General features: G+C 45.9%; 16 protein-coding genes. 11 read left to right on the top strand and 5 right to left on the bottom strand.

The window, feature by feature from the left end; translation table 11 throughout:
• Nucleotides 1-90: 90 nt before the first annotated feature.
• Together CEF13_RS22945 and CEF13_RS22940 are read left to right on the top strand one after the other, a co-directional pair.
• Nucleotides 91-1,074, top strand: a complete 984-nt coding sequence (locus CEF13_RS22945; RefSeq protein ID WP_102714359.1) for a sensor histidine kinase — start codon at nucleotides 91-93, stop codon at nucleotides 1,072-1,074.
• A gap of 71 nt (nucleotides 1,075-1,145) precedes the next feature.
• The gene (locus tag CEF13_RS22940; protein ID WP_102714357.1) at nucleotides 1,146-1,814 is read left to right on the top strand and encodes a response regulator; all 669 of its coding nucleotides are present in this window, start codon (nucleotides 1,146-1,148) and stop codon (nucleotides 1,812-1,814) included.
• A 151-nt stretch (nucleotides 1,815-1,965) separates the two neighbouring features.
• Here CEF13_RS22940 and CEF13_RS22935 read toward each other — a convergent pair whose 3' ends face one another.
• Together CEF13_RS22935 and CEF13_RS22930 are read right to left on the bottom strand one after the other, a co-directional pair.
• Entirely contained in the window at nucleotides 1,966-2,640 is a 675-nt protein-coding gene (locus tag CEF13_RS22935) for a hypothetical protein (protein ID WP_102714355.1), read from the bottom strand.
• A 167-nt stretch (nucleotides 2,641-2,807) separates the two neighbouring features.
• Nucleotides 2,808-3,188, bottom strand: coding sequence for a hypothetical protein (locus tag CEF13_RS22930; protein ID WP_102714353.1), 381 nt, complete (start codon nucleotides 3,186-3,188; stop codon nucleotides 2,808-2,810).
• Between the two features lie 123 nt (nucleotides 3,189-3,311).
• Between CEF13_RS22930 and CEF13_RS22925 the strand changes: the two genes are divergently transcribed.
• The 8 genes from CEF13_RS22925 to CEF13_RS22890 all read left to right on the top strand — a co-directional run bounded on the left by CEF13_RS22925 (nucleotide 3,312) and on the right by CEF13_RS22890 (nucleotide 13,059).
• On the top strand, nucleotides 3,312-4,148 hold the full coding sequence (locus CEF13_RS22925) for a YwmB family TATA-box binding protein (protein WP_102714351.1): 837 nt from the start codon (nucleotides 3,312-3,314) through the stop codon (nucleotides 4,146-4,148).
• A 135-nt stretch (nucleotides 4,149-4,283) separates the two neighbouring features.
• On the top strand, nucleotides 4,284-5,840 hold the full coding sequence (zwf, locus tag CEF13_RS22920; RefSeq protein ID WP_102714349.1) for a glucose-6-phosphate dehydrogenase: 1,557 nt from the start codon (nucleotides 4,284-4,286) through the stop codon (nucleotides 5,838-5,840).
• Nucleotides 5,841-5,879: 39 nt separating this feature from the next.
• On the top strand, nucleotides 5,880-7,466 hold the full coding sequence (locus tag CEF13_RS22915; protein WP_102714347.1) for a peptide chain release factor 3: 1,587 nt from the start codon (nucleotides 5,880-5,882) through the stop codon (nucleotides 7,464-7,466).
• A 144-nt stretch (nucleotides 7,467-7,610) separates the two neighbouring features.
• Nucleotides 7,611-8,678, top strand: coding sequence for an undecaprenyldiphospho-muramoylpentapeptide beta-N-acetylglucosaminyltransferase (locus CEF13_RS22910; RefSeq protein WP_102714345.1), 1,068 nt, complete (start codon nucleotides 7,611-7,613; stop codon nucleotides 8,676-8,678).
• 247 nt (nucleotides 8,679-8,925) lie between these two features.
• Entirely contained in the window at nucleotides 8,926-9,966 is a 1,041-nt protein-coding gene (locus CEF13_RS22905) for a LacI family DNA-binding transcriptional regulator (RefSeq protein WP_341806264.1), read from the top strand.
• A gap of 22 nt (nucleotides 9,967-9,988) precedes the next feature.
• Nucleotides 9,989-11,152 carry a Gfo/Idh/MocA family protein gene (locus CEF13_RS22900; protein ID WP_102714341.1) on the top strand — a complete coding sequence of 388 codons (1,164 nt, stop codon included), beginning with the start codon at nucleotides 9,989-9,991 and terminating at the stop codon, nucleotides 11,150-11,152.
• A 41-nt stretch (nucleotides 11,153-11,193) separates the two neighbouring features.
• Entirely contained in the window at nucleotides 11,194-11,910 is a 717-nt protein-coding gene (locus tag CEF13_RS22895; protein WP_102714339.1) for a ThuA domain-containing protein, read from the top strand.
• A gap of 48 nt (nucleotides 11,911-11,958) precedes the next feature.
• Complete coding sequence (locus tag CEF13_RS22890; protein ID WP_102714337.1) at nucleotides 11,959-13,059, top strand: Gfo/Idh/MocA family protein; 1,101 nt, start codon at nucleotides 11,959-11,961, stop codon at nucleotides 13,057-13,059.
• Between the two features lie 461 nt (nucleotides 13,060-13,520).
• On the opposite strand, the gene CEF13_RS22885 is transcribed toward CEF13_RS22890, so the two are convergent.
• The 3 genes from CEF13_RS22885 to CEF13_RS22875 all read right to left on the bottom strand — a co-directional run bounded on the left by CEF13_RS22885 (nucleotide 13,521) and on the right by CEF13_RS22875 (nucleotide 16,581).
• The gene (locus CEF13_RS22885; protein WP_243864394.1) at nucleotides 13,521-14,402 is read right to left on the bottom strand and encodes a glycine betaine ABC transporter substrate-binding protein; all 882 of its coding nucleotides are present in this window, start codon (nucleotides 14,400-14,402) and stop codon (nucleotides 13,521-13,523) included.
• A 149-nt stretch (nucleotides 14,403-14,551) separates the two neighbouring features.
• Nucleotides 14,552-15,388, bottom strand: a complete 837-nt coding sequence (locus CEF13_RS22880) for an ABC transporter permease (protein ID WP_102714335.1) — start codon at nucleotides 15,386-15,388, stop codon at nucleotides 14,552-14,554.
• Nucleotides 15,385-16,581, bottom strand: coding sequence for a quaternary amine ABC transporter ATP-binding protein (locus tag CEF13_RS22875; RefSeq protein ID WP_102714333.1), 1,197 nt, complete (start codon nucleotides 16,579-16,581; stop codon nucleotides 15,385-15,387). The genes CEF13_RS22880 and CEF13_RS22875 overlap by 4 nt, the downstream gene beginning before the upstream one ends.
• Nucleotides 16,582-16,820: 239 nt before the next feature.
• Between CEF13_RS22875 and CEF13_RS22870 the strand changes: the two genes are divergently transcribed.
• Entirely contained in the window at nucleotides 16,821-17,384 is a 564-nt protein-coding gene (locus CEF13_RS22870) for a GbsR/MarR family transcriptional regulator (protein ID WP_102714331.1), read from the top strand.
• Nucleotides 17,385-17,407: the final 23 nt, after the last annotated feature.

Below are 17,407 nucleotides of genomic sequence, written 5' to 3'. Positions count from 1 at the left end.
TAAGCTGAAAGCAGCGGACCGTTATACGGTCTGCTCTTTCATGATTTTATTACATATATCCTAAAACGTGTAAAGAAGGAAGTGAGCCGTATGGAACAGGGCAATCAGCACGAGCAGCCGAATCATGCGGCCCGCAGGCGAAATGTAACAGAAACGATACTTTGGCTTCTGATAATAATTAGTTTAGTCGTAATTGTCCTGCAAGGCATAGGGTATGTTGCGCTTTTTACGCTGCAAGGAAAATGGGCAGTCATTGGGTTGACCATCGTTGGAGCAGGGTTGGCAGCCGCTGCACTAAATGGGTATTTGCAAAATTCGAGATTGAAAGAAGCGCTCAAGAGGCTTACAGAGCAGCAGAAGAAACGGCATTTTACTGTAACGTTGAGCAATGGGGAAGCGACAGAAAATGAAATGTCGGAGCAGGAGCAGGTTGATCCGAATTGGACGAAGAAAGTGAAATTTACAGCGGTGATTGAGGAACGGCAGCGGCTTGCACGAGAGCTTCACGATGCAGTAAGCCAGCAGCTGTTCGCTATTTCAATGACAGCGACAGCCGTAAGCCGAACGATAGATCGCGATTGGGAGCGGGCCAAGCGTCAGGTTCAGCTTATTGAAGAGATGGCAGCTGTAGCGCAATCGGAAATGCGTGCGCTGCTGCTTCATCTTCGCCCCGTTCATTTAGATGGGAAAAATTTAGGACAAGCGCTCACCGTGCTGGTGGAAGAGCTTAAGCAGAAAGTACCGATGACGATTACTCTTGAAGTTGATGATACGATTGTGCTGCAGCCCAATGCAGAGGATCATTTGTTCCGAATCGCTCAGGAGGCATTGTCCAATACGCTTCGGCACTCAAAGGCAGATAGTATGGACATAAGGCTGGTGCGTGCAGGAGATCAAGTATATATGAGCTTGCAGGATAGCGGCATTGGCTTTGACCTTGAAGCGAAGAAGCAAACCTCATACGGTCTATTGACGATGGAAGAGCGCGTTAATGAGCTCGGCGGATCCTTAAAAATGCTCTCAAAAATAGGCGAAGGGACGTTCATTCAAATATGGGTGCCGATGGATGTATGACCGTTAACTAAATAACATATCGATTTAATAGGATAAAAAAATTCATCAAGCAAGGGAGGTGTAAGTAAGCTATGGAAACAATAGAGCAATTGAATCAGCCGATTAAGGTTCTGCTTGTCGATGACCATGAGATGGTTCGTATCGGGCTTGCAGCCGTGCTCGACACAGAGGATGGCATAGAGGTTGTCGGTGAAGCCAGCAATGGATTGGATGGCATTCGCTTAGCACAGGCGTATAGGCCTGATGTTGTATTAATGGACTTAGTAATGGATGGCATGGATGGAGTTGAGACAACAGCAAAGCTTCTTGAGCTATATCCGGAATGTAAAGTCATTGTGCTGACCAGCTATTTGGATGACAGCAAGCTATATCCAGTTATTGAAGCAGGCGCTTTCAGCTACTTGCTGAAAACATCACGTGCGACAGAAATAGCCGATGCCATTCGCGCCGCCGCTCGTGGGCAATCCGTATTGGAATCGCAGGTTGCAGCCAAAATGATGAATCGTTTCCGTCAGCCTAAGCAGCAGGAGCAGACGCCGCTGCATGAGGAATTGACCGAGCGTGAGATGGATGTGCTTAAACGTGTAGCGCAGGGACGCTCCAATCAAGAAATTGCGGATGAGCTGTTTATTGGCATCAAAACGGTGAAATTCCATATTACAAACATATTTCATAAGCTAGAAGTAGATGATCGTACGCAAGCAGCTATTTATGCACTTAAGCAAGGAATAGCTGATTAGCATTCATGTATGAAATGAGCACTTTTAACCGGCAGCCTGTATGGTATTGCCGGTATTTTTGTGTTCAAGCGGGTTAATTGGATTATACTAGTAAAATAGGAAGGATAAAGATATGTTGAAGCGAATTGTAATTATGTACGGAAGCCATGCTCTATAAGTAACGATTAAAAATCAATCCGACATTTGGCAATGGGGAATAGAATTGCATAGAGCCATAGTAGGCAGCATAGGGAAGACTCGTTGTTAGCTGTGGAAGAACAAGATCAGCTGCTTTCTGGTAATCAGCAAATGTTAAAGCGTATTTCAACCGTGTGATAATGCCGTCTGATCCAAGAAGCAAACGTTTCATTTGATTGGATTGCTCAAATGTTTGAATATGGATGGAGTTAACGATCCACGTCGAATCCTCTTGATTGCGGCGCAAACCAAGCTCCTTCACAGCGGGATGCTGCAGTGCTTGTTCAATACTCTCCCATAGCTCAGGAATTAAATCATCAGAATGCAGCTTGTATTGTAATTCTAAATGATTAAGCAGCTCGGGAATTTCGTGGATACTTTCCATAATCGGAGCCCCTGCCCGAAACTGTCTGCTCAACTGCCAGCTTAACTGCTCCAAATCATTTTGAACTTGCTTAGCAGTCTGAAGCCAATTAGCAGCGCTGTTTGCTGCTTGCTCATAGATAGAATCCCAATCCATATCTACATGAGCAGCTAACGGGGGTTCGGAATCGCGATAAGGATAATAAGCGTAAGGACTGACAGCTTGTATGGGTGCATAGGCATTTGAACGTTCAATACCTCTTATTGAGCGTATAGACGAAGCCATATGATATATCTCCTCTCTTACACTATATGGTTAAGATCAGCATCAGCATACTACACGATAAATGCGAAGACTGTAGAAACGTGTAGGTACTGATGTTATTTCTTCAAATATTAGGATTAGATGAAAGGAGAGCGGCGCTTCTCTTTCGAGCATTGCCGCTTTGTCCATTACAGTAAAAGAAACAAGAAAGCGATTAATGCAAAATCAAGCAAAACTGGCCAGCCCCACCCATTGTTGTACTGCGGTCCATAACCGTTGTCGTACGGGGCATAAGGGTAAGCCTGTGTTTGCGCTTGTGTTTGACTGGATTTGTGAATGGCTTTATTACCTTTACCTCCTTTCTTCTTTTTTGAAACGTCGGAATGGACATTAGTTAACGAAGCTTCATGTCCTTGAATGGATGCCTCATCTGCATTAAGCCATACTTGACCGCCATGGCAAGAGCTGAGTATGCCGACGTGGCGTGAGCCGTCATTCATAATCACACAAACAGGATACCCGCAATATCGTTTCACGACATCCTCATGCAGCGGATAAATTTGTTCCATTTGTTATTCTGCACCTCCTATATTTTTGAACCTGACGATTATCTAATTCTGCAACCAGTATATTCACCCACAGGCGAACGCGTATGGATGTTTACCCATTCATAAGAGAATAGGAGCGTTATTATGTACTTTCCAAAGGAAACGACTTTTGTTCCAAAAAGGCCATTTGTGAAGCAGAACTCGAAGAAACCAAAAGCCGGAATTGTGGTCGCTCTGCTTGTCATTCTAATAGGAGCTGCAGCAGCGTTATGGCAGGCGGATAAGAAAACGGAAGAAGAAGCGATTGCGGAGCAAATGCTCAACCATGATTTGCAGGTATTATGGGAAACGAGCGATGTTCAGCTTAAGAGCGGCTCGATCGGGGCGGATTGGACGATACGCTGGAATGTAAAGGGCGACAAGGGAGCGATGAATGCACTTGTTAAGAAGCTATTTATCGATGAAAAAGGCAAGGATATAGAGAAGATCGTACAAAATGACGGAAAAACAGTATCGGGGGTAGATGATGCTTTTGGAGGACGGATCTCGATCAGCCTTATTGGAAACGATTATGAAAGCGAGCAGCTGATGCTGCTCCTTGAGACGAATCCTGCTTTATTGTTGGATAAGATCAGGCTACTGCAAGCGGCAGAATCGATTTCCAAGGAAGTTGTAAGAATCTCGCCTGATTTTACGAGCAGTATGAAGGTGCAAGGATACACGGAAAACAAGCTAGCTGCTGAGCAGATAAAGAAGCAGGTAAATGCAAAGCAAATCGATCGTTTCGAGGATGGAGGAATCATGAGTGAAATGCTATTTACAGGCATGCTCCGTTCAACTATTGATGTAGGAGGCGGGAAATCGGCGAATTTGCAAATAGCGGTTCATCAAGAGCGGAATTCGGATCAGATCGCTTTAACGATCGGAGTTCCGATCATTACGGGTGATTACAGCGCGGTTGCTAGGGACGAGCTTAAATGAAAATAAGCGGATTAGAATAAATTAGGTTCCTTATCAGTATTTTTTATGATATGTTGAATAGCGAATTAAGGATGGATATGCTAAACTACATATCATGTATAGCTGTATAAAAATTCATAGGAAAGAATGAGGCAAATGACCTATAATAATAATCTAGAATCCGTCGCCGCAGAGGGCGCTGTCTATTATTTGTTTGGAGCAACCGGTGATTTGGCTAGACGCAAGTTGTTTCCTGCCCTTTTCAGCTTATATAAAGAAGGTAAGCTTACAGAAAATTTTGCCGTTGTAGGACTTGCTCGACGTCCGCGGACTAACGAGCAATTTCGTGCGGATCTGTATGAATCAATTGTAGAATTTTGTCGCTATAAAGCAGACGATTCAGAGCTTTGGGATCGTTTCGCTGAGCATTTTGTATACATGTCCCTCGATATTAACAATGTGGATGGCTTCCGTGAGCTTAGCCGTTTATCGGAGCAATTGGATGCAAAGTTTAATATTCCAGGCAACCGTTTGTTTTACTTGGCACTTGCGCCATCGCTGTTCGGACCTGTTTCATTCAATCTTCGCGACGGCGGACTGCTGGAATCAACCGGTTGGCATCGCGTCGTAATTGAGAAGCCATTTGGTTATGATCTTCCTTCGGCTCAGAAGCTGAACGAGCAGATTAATCAAGTTTTCAAGGAAGAAGAGATTTATCGCATAGACCATTATCTCGGCAAAGAAATGGTTCAGAATATTCAAGTTATCCGTTTTGCTAATGCATTTTTCGAGCCGCTATGGAATAATAACCATATTGCGAACGTTCAAATAACGTTGTCCGAAACAGTTGGCGTTGAAGACCGCGGCGGCTATTATGACAAATCAGGAGCGCTCCGCGATATGGGTCAGAACCATATGCTGCAAATGCTGACGATGATTGCAATGGAGCCGCCAAGCCGCTTGCACGGAGAAGATATTCGTGATGAGAAGGTAAAGGTGCTTCGCTCACTGCGCAACTACGTGTCGAGCAATGATGTTCGTGAGAGTGTTGTTCGCGGGCAATACAGCGAAGGTAACGTGAAAGGCAAAGAGCTTCCGGGCTACCGCCAAGAGGATTCGGTTAGCGAGGATTCAACGACCGAAACGTATTTCGCCGCCAAAGTGAATGTTGATAATTTCCGCTGGGCAGGGGTTCCGTTCTATATTAGAACGGGTAAACGACTTCCGGTGAAAACAACTGAGGTTGTCATTGAATTCAAATCGATGCCGCAGAACGTTTTGTTCGCACAGCGTCATGATTTAGCGCCGAACCTGCTCGTTATTCGCGTTAATCCGCTGGAAGGCATATATATTAAAGTGAATGCAAAAACTCCTGGTGAAAACAATTCCATACAGCCTGTAGCAATGGAATTCTGCCAAAGCTGCCAAGTAGGCTTGAACACGCCAGAAGCGTACGAGCGCCTTATTCATGATGCGGTACGCGGTGATTCTACATACTTCACTCGTTGGGATGAGGTTTCCCAAGCATGGGCGTTTGTAGACCACATCGCGCAAGCATGGCGTGAGGACAAAACAGATTTGAAGCATTATCCAGCTGGTTCTTGGGGGCCGGAAGCAGCAGATCAGCTGCTTGCAGAGGATGGCTTCCATTGGTGGCCGGTTAACGGTCAAGAGGAAGACAAAGTTATTTGGGTAACGAACAACGGTAAATAACCGCTGCCGTTTATCCTGCTTAATGAAGGGAAGGCAAGCATGAGCCAATCGTTAAAGGAAGAAATTAAACAGGAAGTAGATAAGCGGCGTACTTTCGCCATTATCTCACATCCCGATGCTGGTAAAACGACCCTAACTGAGAAGCTCCTCCTATTCGGAGGAGCCATTCGTCTTGCAGGGTCAGTCAAGGCGCGCAAAGCGAGCCGTCACGCAACATCCGACTGGATGGAAATTGAGAAGCAGCGGGGAATCTCGGTCACGTCAAGCGTGATGCAATTCGATTATTTGGGACACCGCGTCAATATTCTGGATACGCCTGGTCACCAAGATTTCAGTGAGGATACTTATCGTACACTGACAGCAGCCGATAGCGCCGTCATGCTTATTGACGTTGCCAAAGGCGTGGAGGCACAGACGATTAAACTGTTCCAGGTTTGCCGCAAGCGCGGCATTCCGATCTTTACGTTTATTAACAAGCTTGACCGCGAGGGGCAAAGCCCGTTCGATTTGATGGAAGAACTGGAGCGGGTGCTGGGCATTCGCGCAGTGCCAATGAACTGGCCAATCGGTATGGGACGCGAGCTATGCGGCGTATACGATCGGTCGAAATCGCAGGTTGAGCTGTTTCAAGGAAATGACCATTCAACCATTGAGGTTCGTCCAGTTAGTGACTATAATGATCCGCTCATTCGTGAGATGGCAGGCGACTATTTGACAGATCAACTGATCGGAGATCTGGAGCTGCTTGATGTCGCAGGCGATCAGTTTGATTTCGAGAAGGTACGAGCTGGCGAGCTGACTCCTGTATTTTTCGGAAGCGCAGTGAACAACTTCGGCGTTCAAACCTTTCTGGAGAACTTCCTCCAGCTAGCTCCGAAGCCGACCTCACGCGTTAGCACGACTGGGATGGTAGAGCCTACGAGCGAGAAGTTCACAGGATACGTTTTTAAAATTCAAGCCAATATGAATCCGGCGCACCGTGATAGGATCGCATTCCTCCGTATTTGCTCAGGCAAATTCGAGCGGGGAATGAGCGTCCGTCATGTTCGCAACGGGAAAGATATTAAGCTGGCCCAGCCGCAGCAATTTCTAGCGCAGGATCGTGATATTGTCGATACTGCTTATCCAGGAGATATTATTGGACTGTTTGACCCAGGTATATTCCGGATTGGCGATTCGTTATCGCAAGGCGGAGAAGTTGTTTTCGATGAGCTGCCGACATTCTCGCCTGAAATATTCGCTAAGGTAACCGTCAAAAACGCATTGAAGCATAAGCAGTATCAGAAGGGGATTGACCAGTTGACGGAAGAAGGAACCATTCAAGTATTCCAATCAACCGGCAACTTCGATGAAACGATTCTTGGCGTAGTTGGACAACTGCAATTCGAGGTGTTCGAGCATCGAATGAAGGCGGAATACGGCGTAGATATTCAATTGTACCGTTTGACGTACCAATTCGCTCGCTGGATCGTCGATGACAACATAGATCCAAGCAAGTTCCGAATCAATACGACGCTCGTGAAGGACAAAAAAGACAATTTTGTTGTCTTATTCGAGAATGAATATGCGATGCGGACTGCGATGGACAAAAACCCTACTTCTAAGTTTTTGGAAACTGCGCCTTAAGAGCAACAATATAATGGCAATAAGCAAACATCCCCAGCCAAAAGCGAAGCTATTCTTGCGGCAGGGGATGTTTTTTTTGGAGTGCTAAATCATATTTTTAGCCGTATAATAAATGGATAAATGACGATAGGTGGCTAGGCAACCATGAAAAAAATAATGTTCACCGGGGGCGGCTCGGCCGGACACGTTACTGTTAATCTGGCCTTAATCCCACATTTTCTAAAAGAGGGCTGGTCGGTTCAATATATCGGGTCGGAGAACGGGATTGAAAGGCAGCTCATCTCCACGATCCCAGAGGTTAACTATTTTGCGATATCGACAGGAAAGCTAAGAAGGTATTTGGACATTCAGAATGTGAAAGACCCCTTCAAGGTAGTCAAAGGTCTTTATCAGGCTTATCGACTCATTAAGAAGCAAAAGCCTAATGTAATATTCTCAAAAGGTGGATTTGTTTCGGTGCCTGTTGTTATAGGCGCATGGTTGAATAGGGTTCCGCTTCTCATTCATGAGTCAGATTTAACACCGGGGCTTGCGAATCGGATTTCAATTCCTTTTGCGACAGGAGTATGCACGACATTTCCGGAAACAGGCAGTATGTTGAAGGAGAGCAAAGCTCGCCATGTAGGGGCAGTTATTCGTGAAGAAGTGAAGCAGGGAAATGCTGATCGCGGCAGAGCCTATTGCGGATTTACGAGAAGCAAGCCAGTTATTCTGATCATGGGAGGCAGCCTTGGGGCTCGCAGAATCAATCAGACGGTCAGAGAGGCATTGTCTAGATTGACTAAGCAGTTTCAAATTGTACATCTCTGCGGTAAAAATGGAGTGAATACATCCATTGTTGAACCGGGCTACAAACAATTTGAATATGTGAATGAGCAGCTGCCGGACCTATTGGCCATGACAGATATTGTCGTATCGCGAGCGGGATCAAATTCAATCTTCGAGTTTTTGGCGCTCAAAAAGCCGATGCTGCTTATTCCATTAACGAAGGAGCAGAGCAGGGGAGACCAAATATTGAATGCGCAATCGTTCGAGAAATCAGGCTATTGCGAGGTTCTCTACGAGGAGAAGCTGACTGCGGGTACTCTTATTAAAGGAATTGAGCAATTGTACGAAAACAAACAAGAATATGAGCAGCGAATGAGCCTTAGTGAAGATGCGAATGCTTTAGAGGCTGTAGTGGACTGGATAAATGAAATTGCCAAAAAGTAAGTCAGCGATTCATGCTTTTTAGACGATAAGGGCGAGCCCTTTCCATAGAGAAGTGAACAGTCGAACAGGATGAAGAAGCCTGCTCGACTGTTTTTTATGTACAGCTGTTTTGCTCCTGAGGATTAGCAGCAAGCGAATATTTGAGAAGCTGATAAATTTGTGGAATTATATATCGAGAAGTTTATTGACGATAAAACGTTTTCATGCCATAATGTACGCGTGTACATTATTATTTTCAACATAGAATATCGTTTTCAGGAGGCAAAAGATCATTAGCAGGAAAGAAGTAGCGAAGCTGGCCGGTGTTTCGGAGGCTACTGTATCGAGAGTATTGAACAACGTAGGCCCAATCAAGCAAGAGACTAGGGAACGCGTTCTGCGGGCATCTGCTGAGCTTGGGTATGTGCCGAGTGCGCTTGCGCAGCAATTCGCTCGACAGAAAAGCGGGAATATCGGTGTAATACTGCCATTTGTACCGAATGTTCATTTATTTTCAACGTATTATTTTTCGGAAATATTGAGCGGAATCGGAGAAACGGCGAAGCGCTGCGGCTATGACCTGCTGCTCATCTTCAGAGAACCGGATGGCGCAAGAAACTATGCCAAGCTTTTCCGGACACATAAGATTGACGCATGTATCGTGCTCGGCTCACAAGACGTGCCAGAGGAGCGTGCTGCGCTTGCGGAGCTGAAGGAAGAGGGCTATCCCTTTTGTCTGGTGAACCAACGTTTTGACGATGAGCGCTATACGGCTGTTGATGCTGATCATGTAGCGGGAAGCAGAGCCGCGGTTCAGCATTTGATTAGGCAGGGGAAGCGAAAGGTAGCATTCATTAACGGACCTGCACAATATTCCAATAGCGCAGATCGGCTGGAAGGCTACAAGAATGCGCTAAATGAAGCAGCCATCATCTACAAGGAGGATCTCATTTACATAGGCAACTATAGCCGTAAGAGCGGTAGTGAGCTTGCTGAGGTGATCGCAAACAAAATTACGGAAGGCAGCATCGACGCTGTTTTCACTGCCAACGATCGAATGGCTATCGGGCTTATGCATGGTTTGCGCCAGTTCTCTTTAGAGGCAGGCGTGCATTACGCACTGGTCGGCTATGATGATTCAGATGGCTCTCGCATTATGAGTCCGCAGCTTTCAACGGTAGCCGTACCTTTCTACGAGATGGGCAGACTGGCAGCGGCAAGGCTGCTTGACGCGGAGTATAAGGAACAAATAAACCAAACGGTGCAGGTTATGCTGCCTGTAAGCTTCGTTCAGAGGGAAACATCCTAATATAACGAGAGGTGGTTTTACAATGGATAAAGTAAGTGTGGGCATGGTTGGTTACAAATTTATGGGCAAGGCGCACAGCAACGCTTATCGGGCATTGCCGATGTTTTTCCCGGATTCAATCAAGCCAGAGATGAAGGCAATATGCGGACGTGACCCGGAAGGTCTAGAGAAGGCTCGGACACAATTTGGCTGGGAAAGCTCAGAAACGGATTGGAAGCAGCTTGTTGCTCGCGATGATATAGATCTTATCGATATTAATGCACCGAGTGATGCTCATAAGGCGATTGCGCTTGCAGCAGCTGCAGCAGGCAAGCATATATTCTGTGAGAAGCCGCTGGCGCTTACGCTGGAGGATTCAAGAGAAATGCTTGAAGCAGCCGAGAAGGCTGGCGTTAAGCATATGGTCGGCTTTAACTATCGTTTTGCCCCTGCCATTCAACTGGCGAAGAAGCTTGTCTCGGATGGCCGCATCGGTGAAATTTTTCATTTCCGCGCGGTATTTCTACAGGATTGGATCATTGATCCAAACTTCCCGCTTGTATGGCGCCTTCAGAAGGAAATTGCGGGATCTGGCTCCCACGGAGATTTAGGAGCGCATCTTATCGATATGGCGCGATTCCTAGTTGGCGAGTTTGAAGAGGTAATCGGCATGAGTGAGACATTCGTGAAGGAACGTCCGATCGCTTCCGCGATGACAGGCTTGAGTGCAAAAGGCAGCTCGGATGGCCCGCGGGGCAAGGTAACGGTTGATGATGCGACCTTATTCATGACCCGCTTTGCGGGCGGTGCGCTTGGAAGCTTCGAGGCTACGCGCTTCGCAGCAGGCCATCGCTGTACGAACGGCTTCGAAATTAACGGCAGCAAAGGCAGCATCAAGTTTGATTTCGAACGCATGAATGAGCTTGAGGTTTATTTCACGGATGATGCTGAGGATGTACAGGGCTTCCGCCGCGTGCTGGCAACTGATCCTGCTCATGCTTATATGGATGCTTGGTGGCCTGCTGGACACACGATTGGTTATGAGCATACGTTCACGCATGAGATGCACGAGCTTATGCAGGCATTTGCTGAGGATCGCCAGCCTGTACCTAACTTTGTTGACGGTGTGAAGTGCCAAGAGGTGCTTGAGGCCGTAGATCGTTCAATTGCCGAACGCCGCTGGGTTTCAATTAGCGAGTTGTCCTAATAGATAAATATAATAACGGTGTTGAGAGGCAGGGAAAGACAATGAAGAAGGCTTTGATTGTATGGGGTGGCTGGGATGGTCATCAGCCGAAGGAAGTGGCCGAGATTTTCCGCGAGCTGCTTGTCGGAGAAAACTTTGAAGTAGAGGTTTCGGATACGCTGGAAGCGTTCGCAGACGCGGAGAAGCTGATGGGACTCGATCTCATCGTTCCAGTATGGACGATGGCGCGCATTGACCAGCAGCTTGTTAACAATGTGTCAGCAGCGGTGCAAAGCGGCGTAGGATTGGCAGGTTGCCATGGCGGCATGTGTGATGCGTTCCGCGAAAACGTAGATTGGCAGTTTATGACTGGCGGGCAATGGGTTGCTCATCCAGGCAATGACGGTGTTGAATATACGGTGAATATTAATAATTCGTCAAGTCCGCTCACCGATGGCATCGAAGATTTCGTCGTAAGCTCAGAGCAGTACTATCTGCATGTTGATCCGGCCGTTGAAGTGCTCGCAACAACACGTTTTCCTGTAGTATCGGGCCCTCATTCACTTAATAAAGCTGTGGATATGCCTGTTGTATGGACAAAGCGCTGGGGAGTTGGAAGAGTATATTACAACTCGCTAGGCCATCAAGCCAATATTATCGAAATTGCAACGGTAAAGGAGCTTATGCGACGCGGCTTCCTATGGTGTGCCGAAGGCAAAGCACAAGCAGCTGGCACAGGAGCGGCTGTTTACAGCGGTATGGCAGATAATCAGCTTTAAATATAATCATTATATTTCAATAGCAGATGGGACGAGGGACGGACGAATATGGAGAAAATAAAAGCAGGCATTATCGGAACAGGTAATATTAGTGGAATTTATTTGGAGAATGGCAATCGGTTTGATGCGCTTCAGGTTGTGGCCTGTGCGGATTTAGATGTAGAGCGAGCTAAGGCAAGAGGCGAGGAATTTGGCATTCGCGGCTGTTCTGTAGAGGAACTGCTTGCTGATCCGGATATTCAAATGATTATTAATTTAACCATCCCTCAGGCGCATGCATCGGTATGCTTGCGGGCTCTGGAGGCTGGGAAGCATGTATATGTAGAGAAGCCTTTCGCAGTGACAAGAGAGGAAGCGCAGGAAGTATTAGCGCTAGCTGAGAAGAAGGGACTTCTTGTAGGCAGCGCGCCTGACACCTTCCTTGGAGGCGGTATCCAAACGAGCATTAAGCTGCTAGAGGACGGCTGGATCGGTACTCCAATCGGGGCAACCGCTTTCGTAGTAGGCGGCGGTCATGAATCATGGCATCCGGCGCCTGAATTTTATTATCAGACCGGCGGCGGACCAATGTTCGATATGGGCCCCTATTATTTGACTGCACTAGTTGCGCTTCTAGGTCCGATTGCACGCGTAACAGGCTCGGCACGAATAAGCTATCCGGAGAGAACGATTACGAGCAAGCCGAAATACGGTCAGAAGGTAAAAGTAGAAGTGCCAACGCATATTGCCGGTGTAATCGATTTCGCATCCGGACCAATTGGTACGCTGCTGGCGAGCTTCGACGTGAAGGGCGGATCGACGCTGCCGCGCATTGAAATATACGGCAGCGGGGGTACAATGATCGTCCCAGATCCTAACAATTTCGGCGGCAATGTTCGGATTTGCCGTGCAGGATCACATGAGTGGTCGGAGATACCGCTAGCTTATGGCTATACGGAGAATGCCCGCGGCGTAGGCGCTGCTGATATGGCTAAGGCGATTCAAACCGGCCGTAAGCATCGCGCTAACGGTGAGCTCGCCTATCATGTGCTGGAAGCTATGCACGGCTTCCATGACGCATCTGAGCAGGGCGTGCATTATGTAATGAAGAGCACTTGTGAGCGTCCGGCTTTGCTTCCGCTTGGATTGCAGCCGTATTGCTTGGACTAATGATATAATTTCTGTTAACAAAAGCTGTCCCATTGGTTTCTAGAAACCATGGGACAGCTTTTGTTTGGAGGAAGAGTCGAATTCCCCTGGCTCCTCAAACGAGATCACTCCCTCCCAGATTAAGTAACTGTATAAGCTACATCTATTCCTTCTGAAGTTTTCAGTTTTTTGCTTCTAACTGCAATTTCTCCATCTAATTCGGGTCATTCTTTGTAATTTGTAGATTTTGGTCTGGATTAACGTGAGGTTATACAGCTAAATGTTCTTTAATGACTCTGACGATAAATATTAGCTGCAGCTTTTCCAGTTAGCCATTTCTATTTCAGCGGACTTCCCATCACATTCTGCTTATCCAGGACTAGTGGAAGCAAAAAATAGCCCTCTACACTGAATATTTCCAGCATAGAGGGCTATTTGATGTTGTCATTGAAATCTCACTGAAGAGATCTCAATTCATATTCTTATTTCAACCATGCATCAACTTTATCTGCATTTTGCTCGACCCAAGCTTTGGCAGCATCTTCAGGCGACTTGCCTTCTTGAATTTCGATCATGACAGATGCCATATCATCTGACGACCAGTTGAACTTATCTAAGAAAGCGTAAGCTTTAGGATCATCAGTCTTAAGATCTTTTCGAGCTATTGTATGAATTTGCTCGTCACCGCCATATACGTTTTTTGGATCCTCCAAATATTTAAGATCCATCTTCGCGAACATCCAGTGCGGCGTCCAGCCTGTGACGATAATCGGTTCTTTGTTGGCATAAGCTTTCTCAAGCTGCTGCGTCATTGCTGCTGAGGAGCTCTCTAGCAATTTCCACTTATCACGCAAGCCGTATTCATCCAGAACCTTCTCTGTAGACATCATTAGCCCAGCGCCGGGCTCAATTCCAATAATCGTGTAGTCCACATCAGAGCCAATTGTTTTGTTGAGGTCATCAATACTGTTAATGTCCATATATTTCGGAACGACTAGACCAATTTTAGTACCTTCGAGGTTAGGTCCCAGGTCTTCGAATTTACCGTTGTATTTCGATATATAAGAGGCATGGGTTGTCGGCAGCCAAGCTGCTACCATAGCATCAGCGCTCCCATCAGAAATACCAGCCCACATTGGGCCTGCGTCAACCTGAAGCATTTCAACTTTGTATCCAAGCTTCTGCTCAAATACTTCTTTAACAACATTAGTGCTTGCAATTTCTGAGTCCCATGCTACATATGCGAGAGTTATCTTATTCTTGCTGTCGTTCTTCTTGCCGTCACCATTCGTAGAAGAACAGCCTGCTAATAATACGAAAACCAACATTGCTGTTACGAGTACATTCATTTTATTAAATTTCAAAAGATCACTCCTTAAAGTTTTTATGAAAACTTACATCGAAACCATGCGCTTAAGTTTTTAGAAAAAACTAGCTTCGGAAGCATAGTCTTAAAGTCTTTTTGAAAAACTTACATCGAAACCACGCGCTTAAGTTTCTAAAGGGTATCGAATTAATTTGCTTTTGTTCTGCGAATGACTTGTTGAGTTAAACGATCCAAAATAATAGCTAAAATAACGATGGCAAGCCCGGCTTCAAAGCCGACGCCTGTGTTGCCCTGTGTAACGGCCCTGTATACATACGCACCAACACCTTGCGCACCGATCATCGATGCAATGACAACCATCGATAGCGATAGCATGATCGTCTGATTGATGCCAGCCATCATAGTTGGCAATGCAATCGGAAGCTGCAGCTTGAACAGCTTCTGTGTAGGAGTAGAGCCGAATGCATCGGCTGCTTCAACCAGTTCTTCTGGAACCTGACGAATTCCTAGATTCGTTAATCGGATAGTTGGCGGAATCGCGAAAATGATTGAAGATATAACGCCGGGAACAACTCCGAGGGAGAAGAAGGTAACGGCAGGCAGCAAATATACAAATGCCGGCATCGTCTGCATAAAGTCTAGCAGAGGAGTTACTATTTTCTGAGTTTTGTTGCTGCGTGCGCATAATATTCCGACGGGAACACCAATTAATACAGATATAAAGGCTGAGGTTAGAACGAGTGCGAGCGTCTGCATCGTTTGGCTCCAGTAGCCGAGATTTTCAATAATCAGCAGACCTATTAGCGTGAAAACGCCCATTTTCCACTTGCCTATATACCAAGCTAAAGCACCAAAAATAACAATAAGTACAAGAGCAGGGAACCAGTTGAGCATGACATCTAATCCATTAACTGTTTTACCGACAACTAGTCGGATAAATTGAAATAGCGGATCTAGATGATTTTCCAGCCATGTTTCCAGCCATTCAATCCAATTGGCTAAAGGGATTTTAGGTAGATTCATCGTTCACCATCCTCCATTACCGAGTTTCCAGATAAAGCGGCAAGAACGGCGCCTTTAATGACGATGCCCTTCAATCTTCCGCTATCATCAATAATGGATACGGGAAATTTTGAATTACTCATTAATTCGAAAAGTTCATGGAGCAGTGTCTCTGAGACAGCAGTAGGTGCCTCGCGTTCCATCGCTTCTTCGAGACTTCGTCCGTTCTTAATTGCATTTACTGCTTCCTCGGCCGTAATTACACCGAGAAGATGCATTCTTTTGTCTACGACATATAATGAGGAAATACCACGGTCACGCATGAACTGCAGCGCTACACGAGGCCCTCTCTCCAGCGTAATAGTTTCAGCCTTTATCATGACATGTGATGCAGTCAATACTTTGGACAAATCGACGTCCTCGACGAACCGTTCCACATATTTGTTAGCCGGCTGCATTAAAATTTCTTCAGGCGAACCGATTTGGACGATGCTGCCATCTTTCATTAAGGCTATTTGATCGCCAATCCGCAGCGCTTCATTCAAATCGTGAGTAATGAATACAATTGTTTTTTTCATTTTGGCTTGAAGCTCAAGCAGTTCGTCCTGCATATCCTTTCGAATAAGCGGGTCGAGCGCGCTGAACGCTTCATCCATTAACAGCACATCAGGCTCATTGGCAAGCCCTCTTGCGAGTCCGACACGCTGCTGCATGCCGCCGCTAAGCTGATTGGGATAACTATGCTCCCAGCCTTTCAGCCCTACGAGTTCTAATGACTGCATGGCCATCTCTCTCCGTTTGTTCTTCTCAATCCCTTGTACCTCAAGGCCATATTCAATGTTTTGAATGACTGTGCGATGAGGAAATAGGGCAAACTTTTGAAAGACCATACCTACATTTTTCCGTCTAAATTGCCGCAGCTTCTCAGGCGTCATACGCAGGATGTCCGTGCCATTAAACAGCACTTCTCCTGAAGTAGGCTCAATCAATCGATTAAGCAGACGTACAAGCGTTGATTTTCCGCTCCCGGATAAGCCCATGATAACGAATATTTGTCCTTCTTCGATTGCGAAGCTTGCTTGATTTACACCAACCGTCAGCTTCGTTTCCGCTAAGATTTTTTCTTTTGACCATCCTTTATCCAGCAGCGGAATCGCTTTTTTCGGATCTGTTCCGAAGATTTTGGTCAGCCTCTTGGCTTCTATAATCGCCATATAATGCCCCCTTGATGATTGTTTCGCTCTTCCAAGTTTGATGGTTATCTTTGTAAAGGTCAAAAGGCGTGAGGCGTCGTATACTTTGTACAGTTATAACTTTACGTACTTTACATACTGTATTCTCTTGATAACTCCCTTTTTCGTATGAAAAGCTTTCTTTACATATGGACAGGCATTTGATTACAATAATTAATGAAGAACAGATAGGGGGAACGACACTCCTCAGGAGGAACGACATGGATGAACTTGCCACATTAACAGACGAACAGCTCACCAAATTGAATAACACACGCCGACGGGTCATTGAATCGATCGGAAAAAACATGGATTTGTACGGTATTACGTTATCTATTGGTCATTTGTATGGAAATATGTTTTTCAACCAGGAACCTGTGACCTTAGATGAGATGAGCGCAACGATGGGAATGAGCAAGACATCGATGAGTACAGGAATGCGTACGCTGCATGATTTGAAAATGATTAATAAAGTATGGGGCAAAGGCTCCCGCAAAGACCTGTATGAGGTTGTGACGGACTGGCACCAAAATTTTTCGGATTTCTTCTCGATTAAATGGAGAAAGGCCGTCGAGCAAAATATGAGCACGCTGACTCGTACGCTGAAAGAAATTGATTTGCTTAAAGAGCAGTATGAGCATGATCCTATATTCACACAAATTTTGAACAATGACGCTCAGAAAATTGAAGATGCATTAAAATACTATAATTGGCTCCATCGTCTAATTGATTCCTTCGAGACAGGAGATATCTATCGCTTCATACCGAAGGAGATTGAGGATTAAGGAATTGATTTAGAATAAATGGT

Source organism: Paenibacillus castaneae, assembly GCF_002884445.1.
Lineage (GTDB): Bacteria > Bacillota > Bacilli > Paenibacillales > Paenibacillaceae > Pristimantibacillus > Pristimantibacillus castaneae.
The sequence above is the reverse complement of the archived record's forward strand: the minus strand, read 5'-3'. Positions and strand labels throughout refer to the sequence as shown.

What these genes read in the sequence shown, in the direction of transcription:
- CEF13_RS22945 (WP_102714359.1), top strand. Translation starts at nt 91, where the DNA reads ATGGAACAGGGCAATCAGCACGAGCAGCCGAATCATGCGGCCCGCAGG.
- CEF13_RS22940 (WP_102714357.1), top strand. Translation starts at nt 1,146, where the DNA reads ATGGAAACAATAGAGCAATTGAATCAGCCGATTAAGGTTCTGCTTGTC.
- CEF13_RS22935 (WP_102714355.1), bottom strand. Translation starts at nt 2,640, where the DNA reads ATGGCTTCGTCTATACGCTCAATAAGAGGTATTGAACGTTCAAATGCC.
- CEF13_RS22930 (WP_102714353.1), bottom strand. Translation starts at nt 3,188, where the DNA reads ATGGAACAAATTTATCCGCTGCATGAGGATGTCGTGAAACGATATTGC.
- CEF13_RS22925 (WP_102714351.1), top strand. Translation starts at nt 3,312, where the DNA reads ATGTACTTTCCAAAGGAAACGACTTTTGTTCCAAAAAGGCCATTTGTG.
- zwf (WP_102714349.1), top strand. Translation starts at nt 4,284, where the DNA reads ATGACCTATAATAATAATCTAGAATCCGTCGCCGCAGAGGGCGCTGTC.
- CEF13_RS22915 (WP_102714347.1), top strand. Translation starts at nt 5,880, where the DNA reads ATGAGCCAATCGTTAAAGGAAGAAATTAAACAGGAAGTAGATAAGCGG.
- CEF13_RS22910 (WP_102714345.1), top strand. Translation starts at nt 7,611, where the DNA reads ATGAAAAAAATAATGTTCACCGGGGGCGGCTCGGCCGGACACGTTACT.
- CEF13_RS22900 (WP_102714341.1), top strand. Translation starts at nt 9,989, where the DNA reads ATGGATAAAGTAAGTGTGGGCATGGTTGGTTACAAATTTATGGGCAAG.
- CEF13_RS22895 (WP_102714339.1), top strand. Translation starts at nt 11,194, where the DNA reads ATGAAGAAGGCTTTGATTGTATGGGGTGGCTGGGATGGTCATCAGCCG.
- CEF13_RS22890 (WP_102714337.1), top strand. Translation starts at nt 11,959, where the DNA reads ATGGAGAAAATAAAAGCAGGCATTATCGGAACAGGTAATATTAGTGGA.
- CEF13_RS22880 (WP_102714335.1), bottom strand. Translation starts at nt 15,388, where the DNA reads ATGAATCTACCTAAAATCCCTTTAGCCAATTGGATTGAATGGCTGGAA.
- CEF13_RS22875 (WP_102714333.1), bottom strand. Translation starts at nt 16,581, where the DNA reads ATGGCGATTATAGAAGCCAAGAGGCTGACCAAAATCTTCGGAACAGAT.
- CEF13_RS22870 (WP_102714331.1), top strand. Translation starts at nt 16,821, where the DNA reads ATGGATGAACTTGCCACATTAACAGACGAACAGCTCACCAAATTGAAT.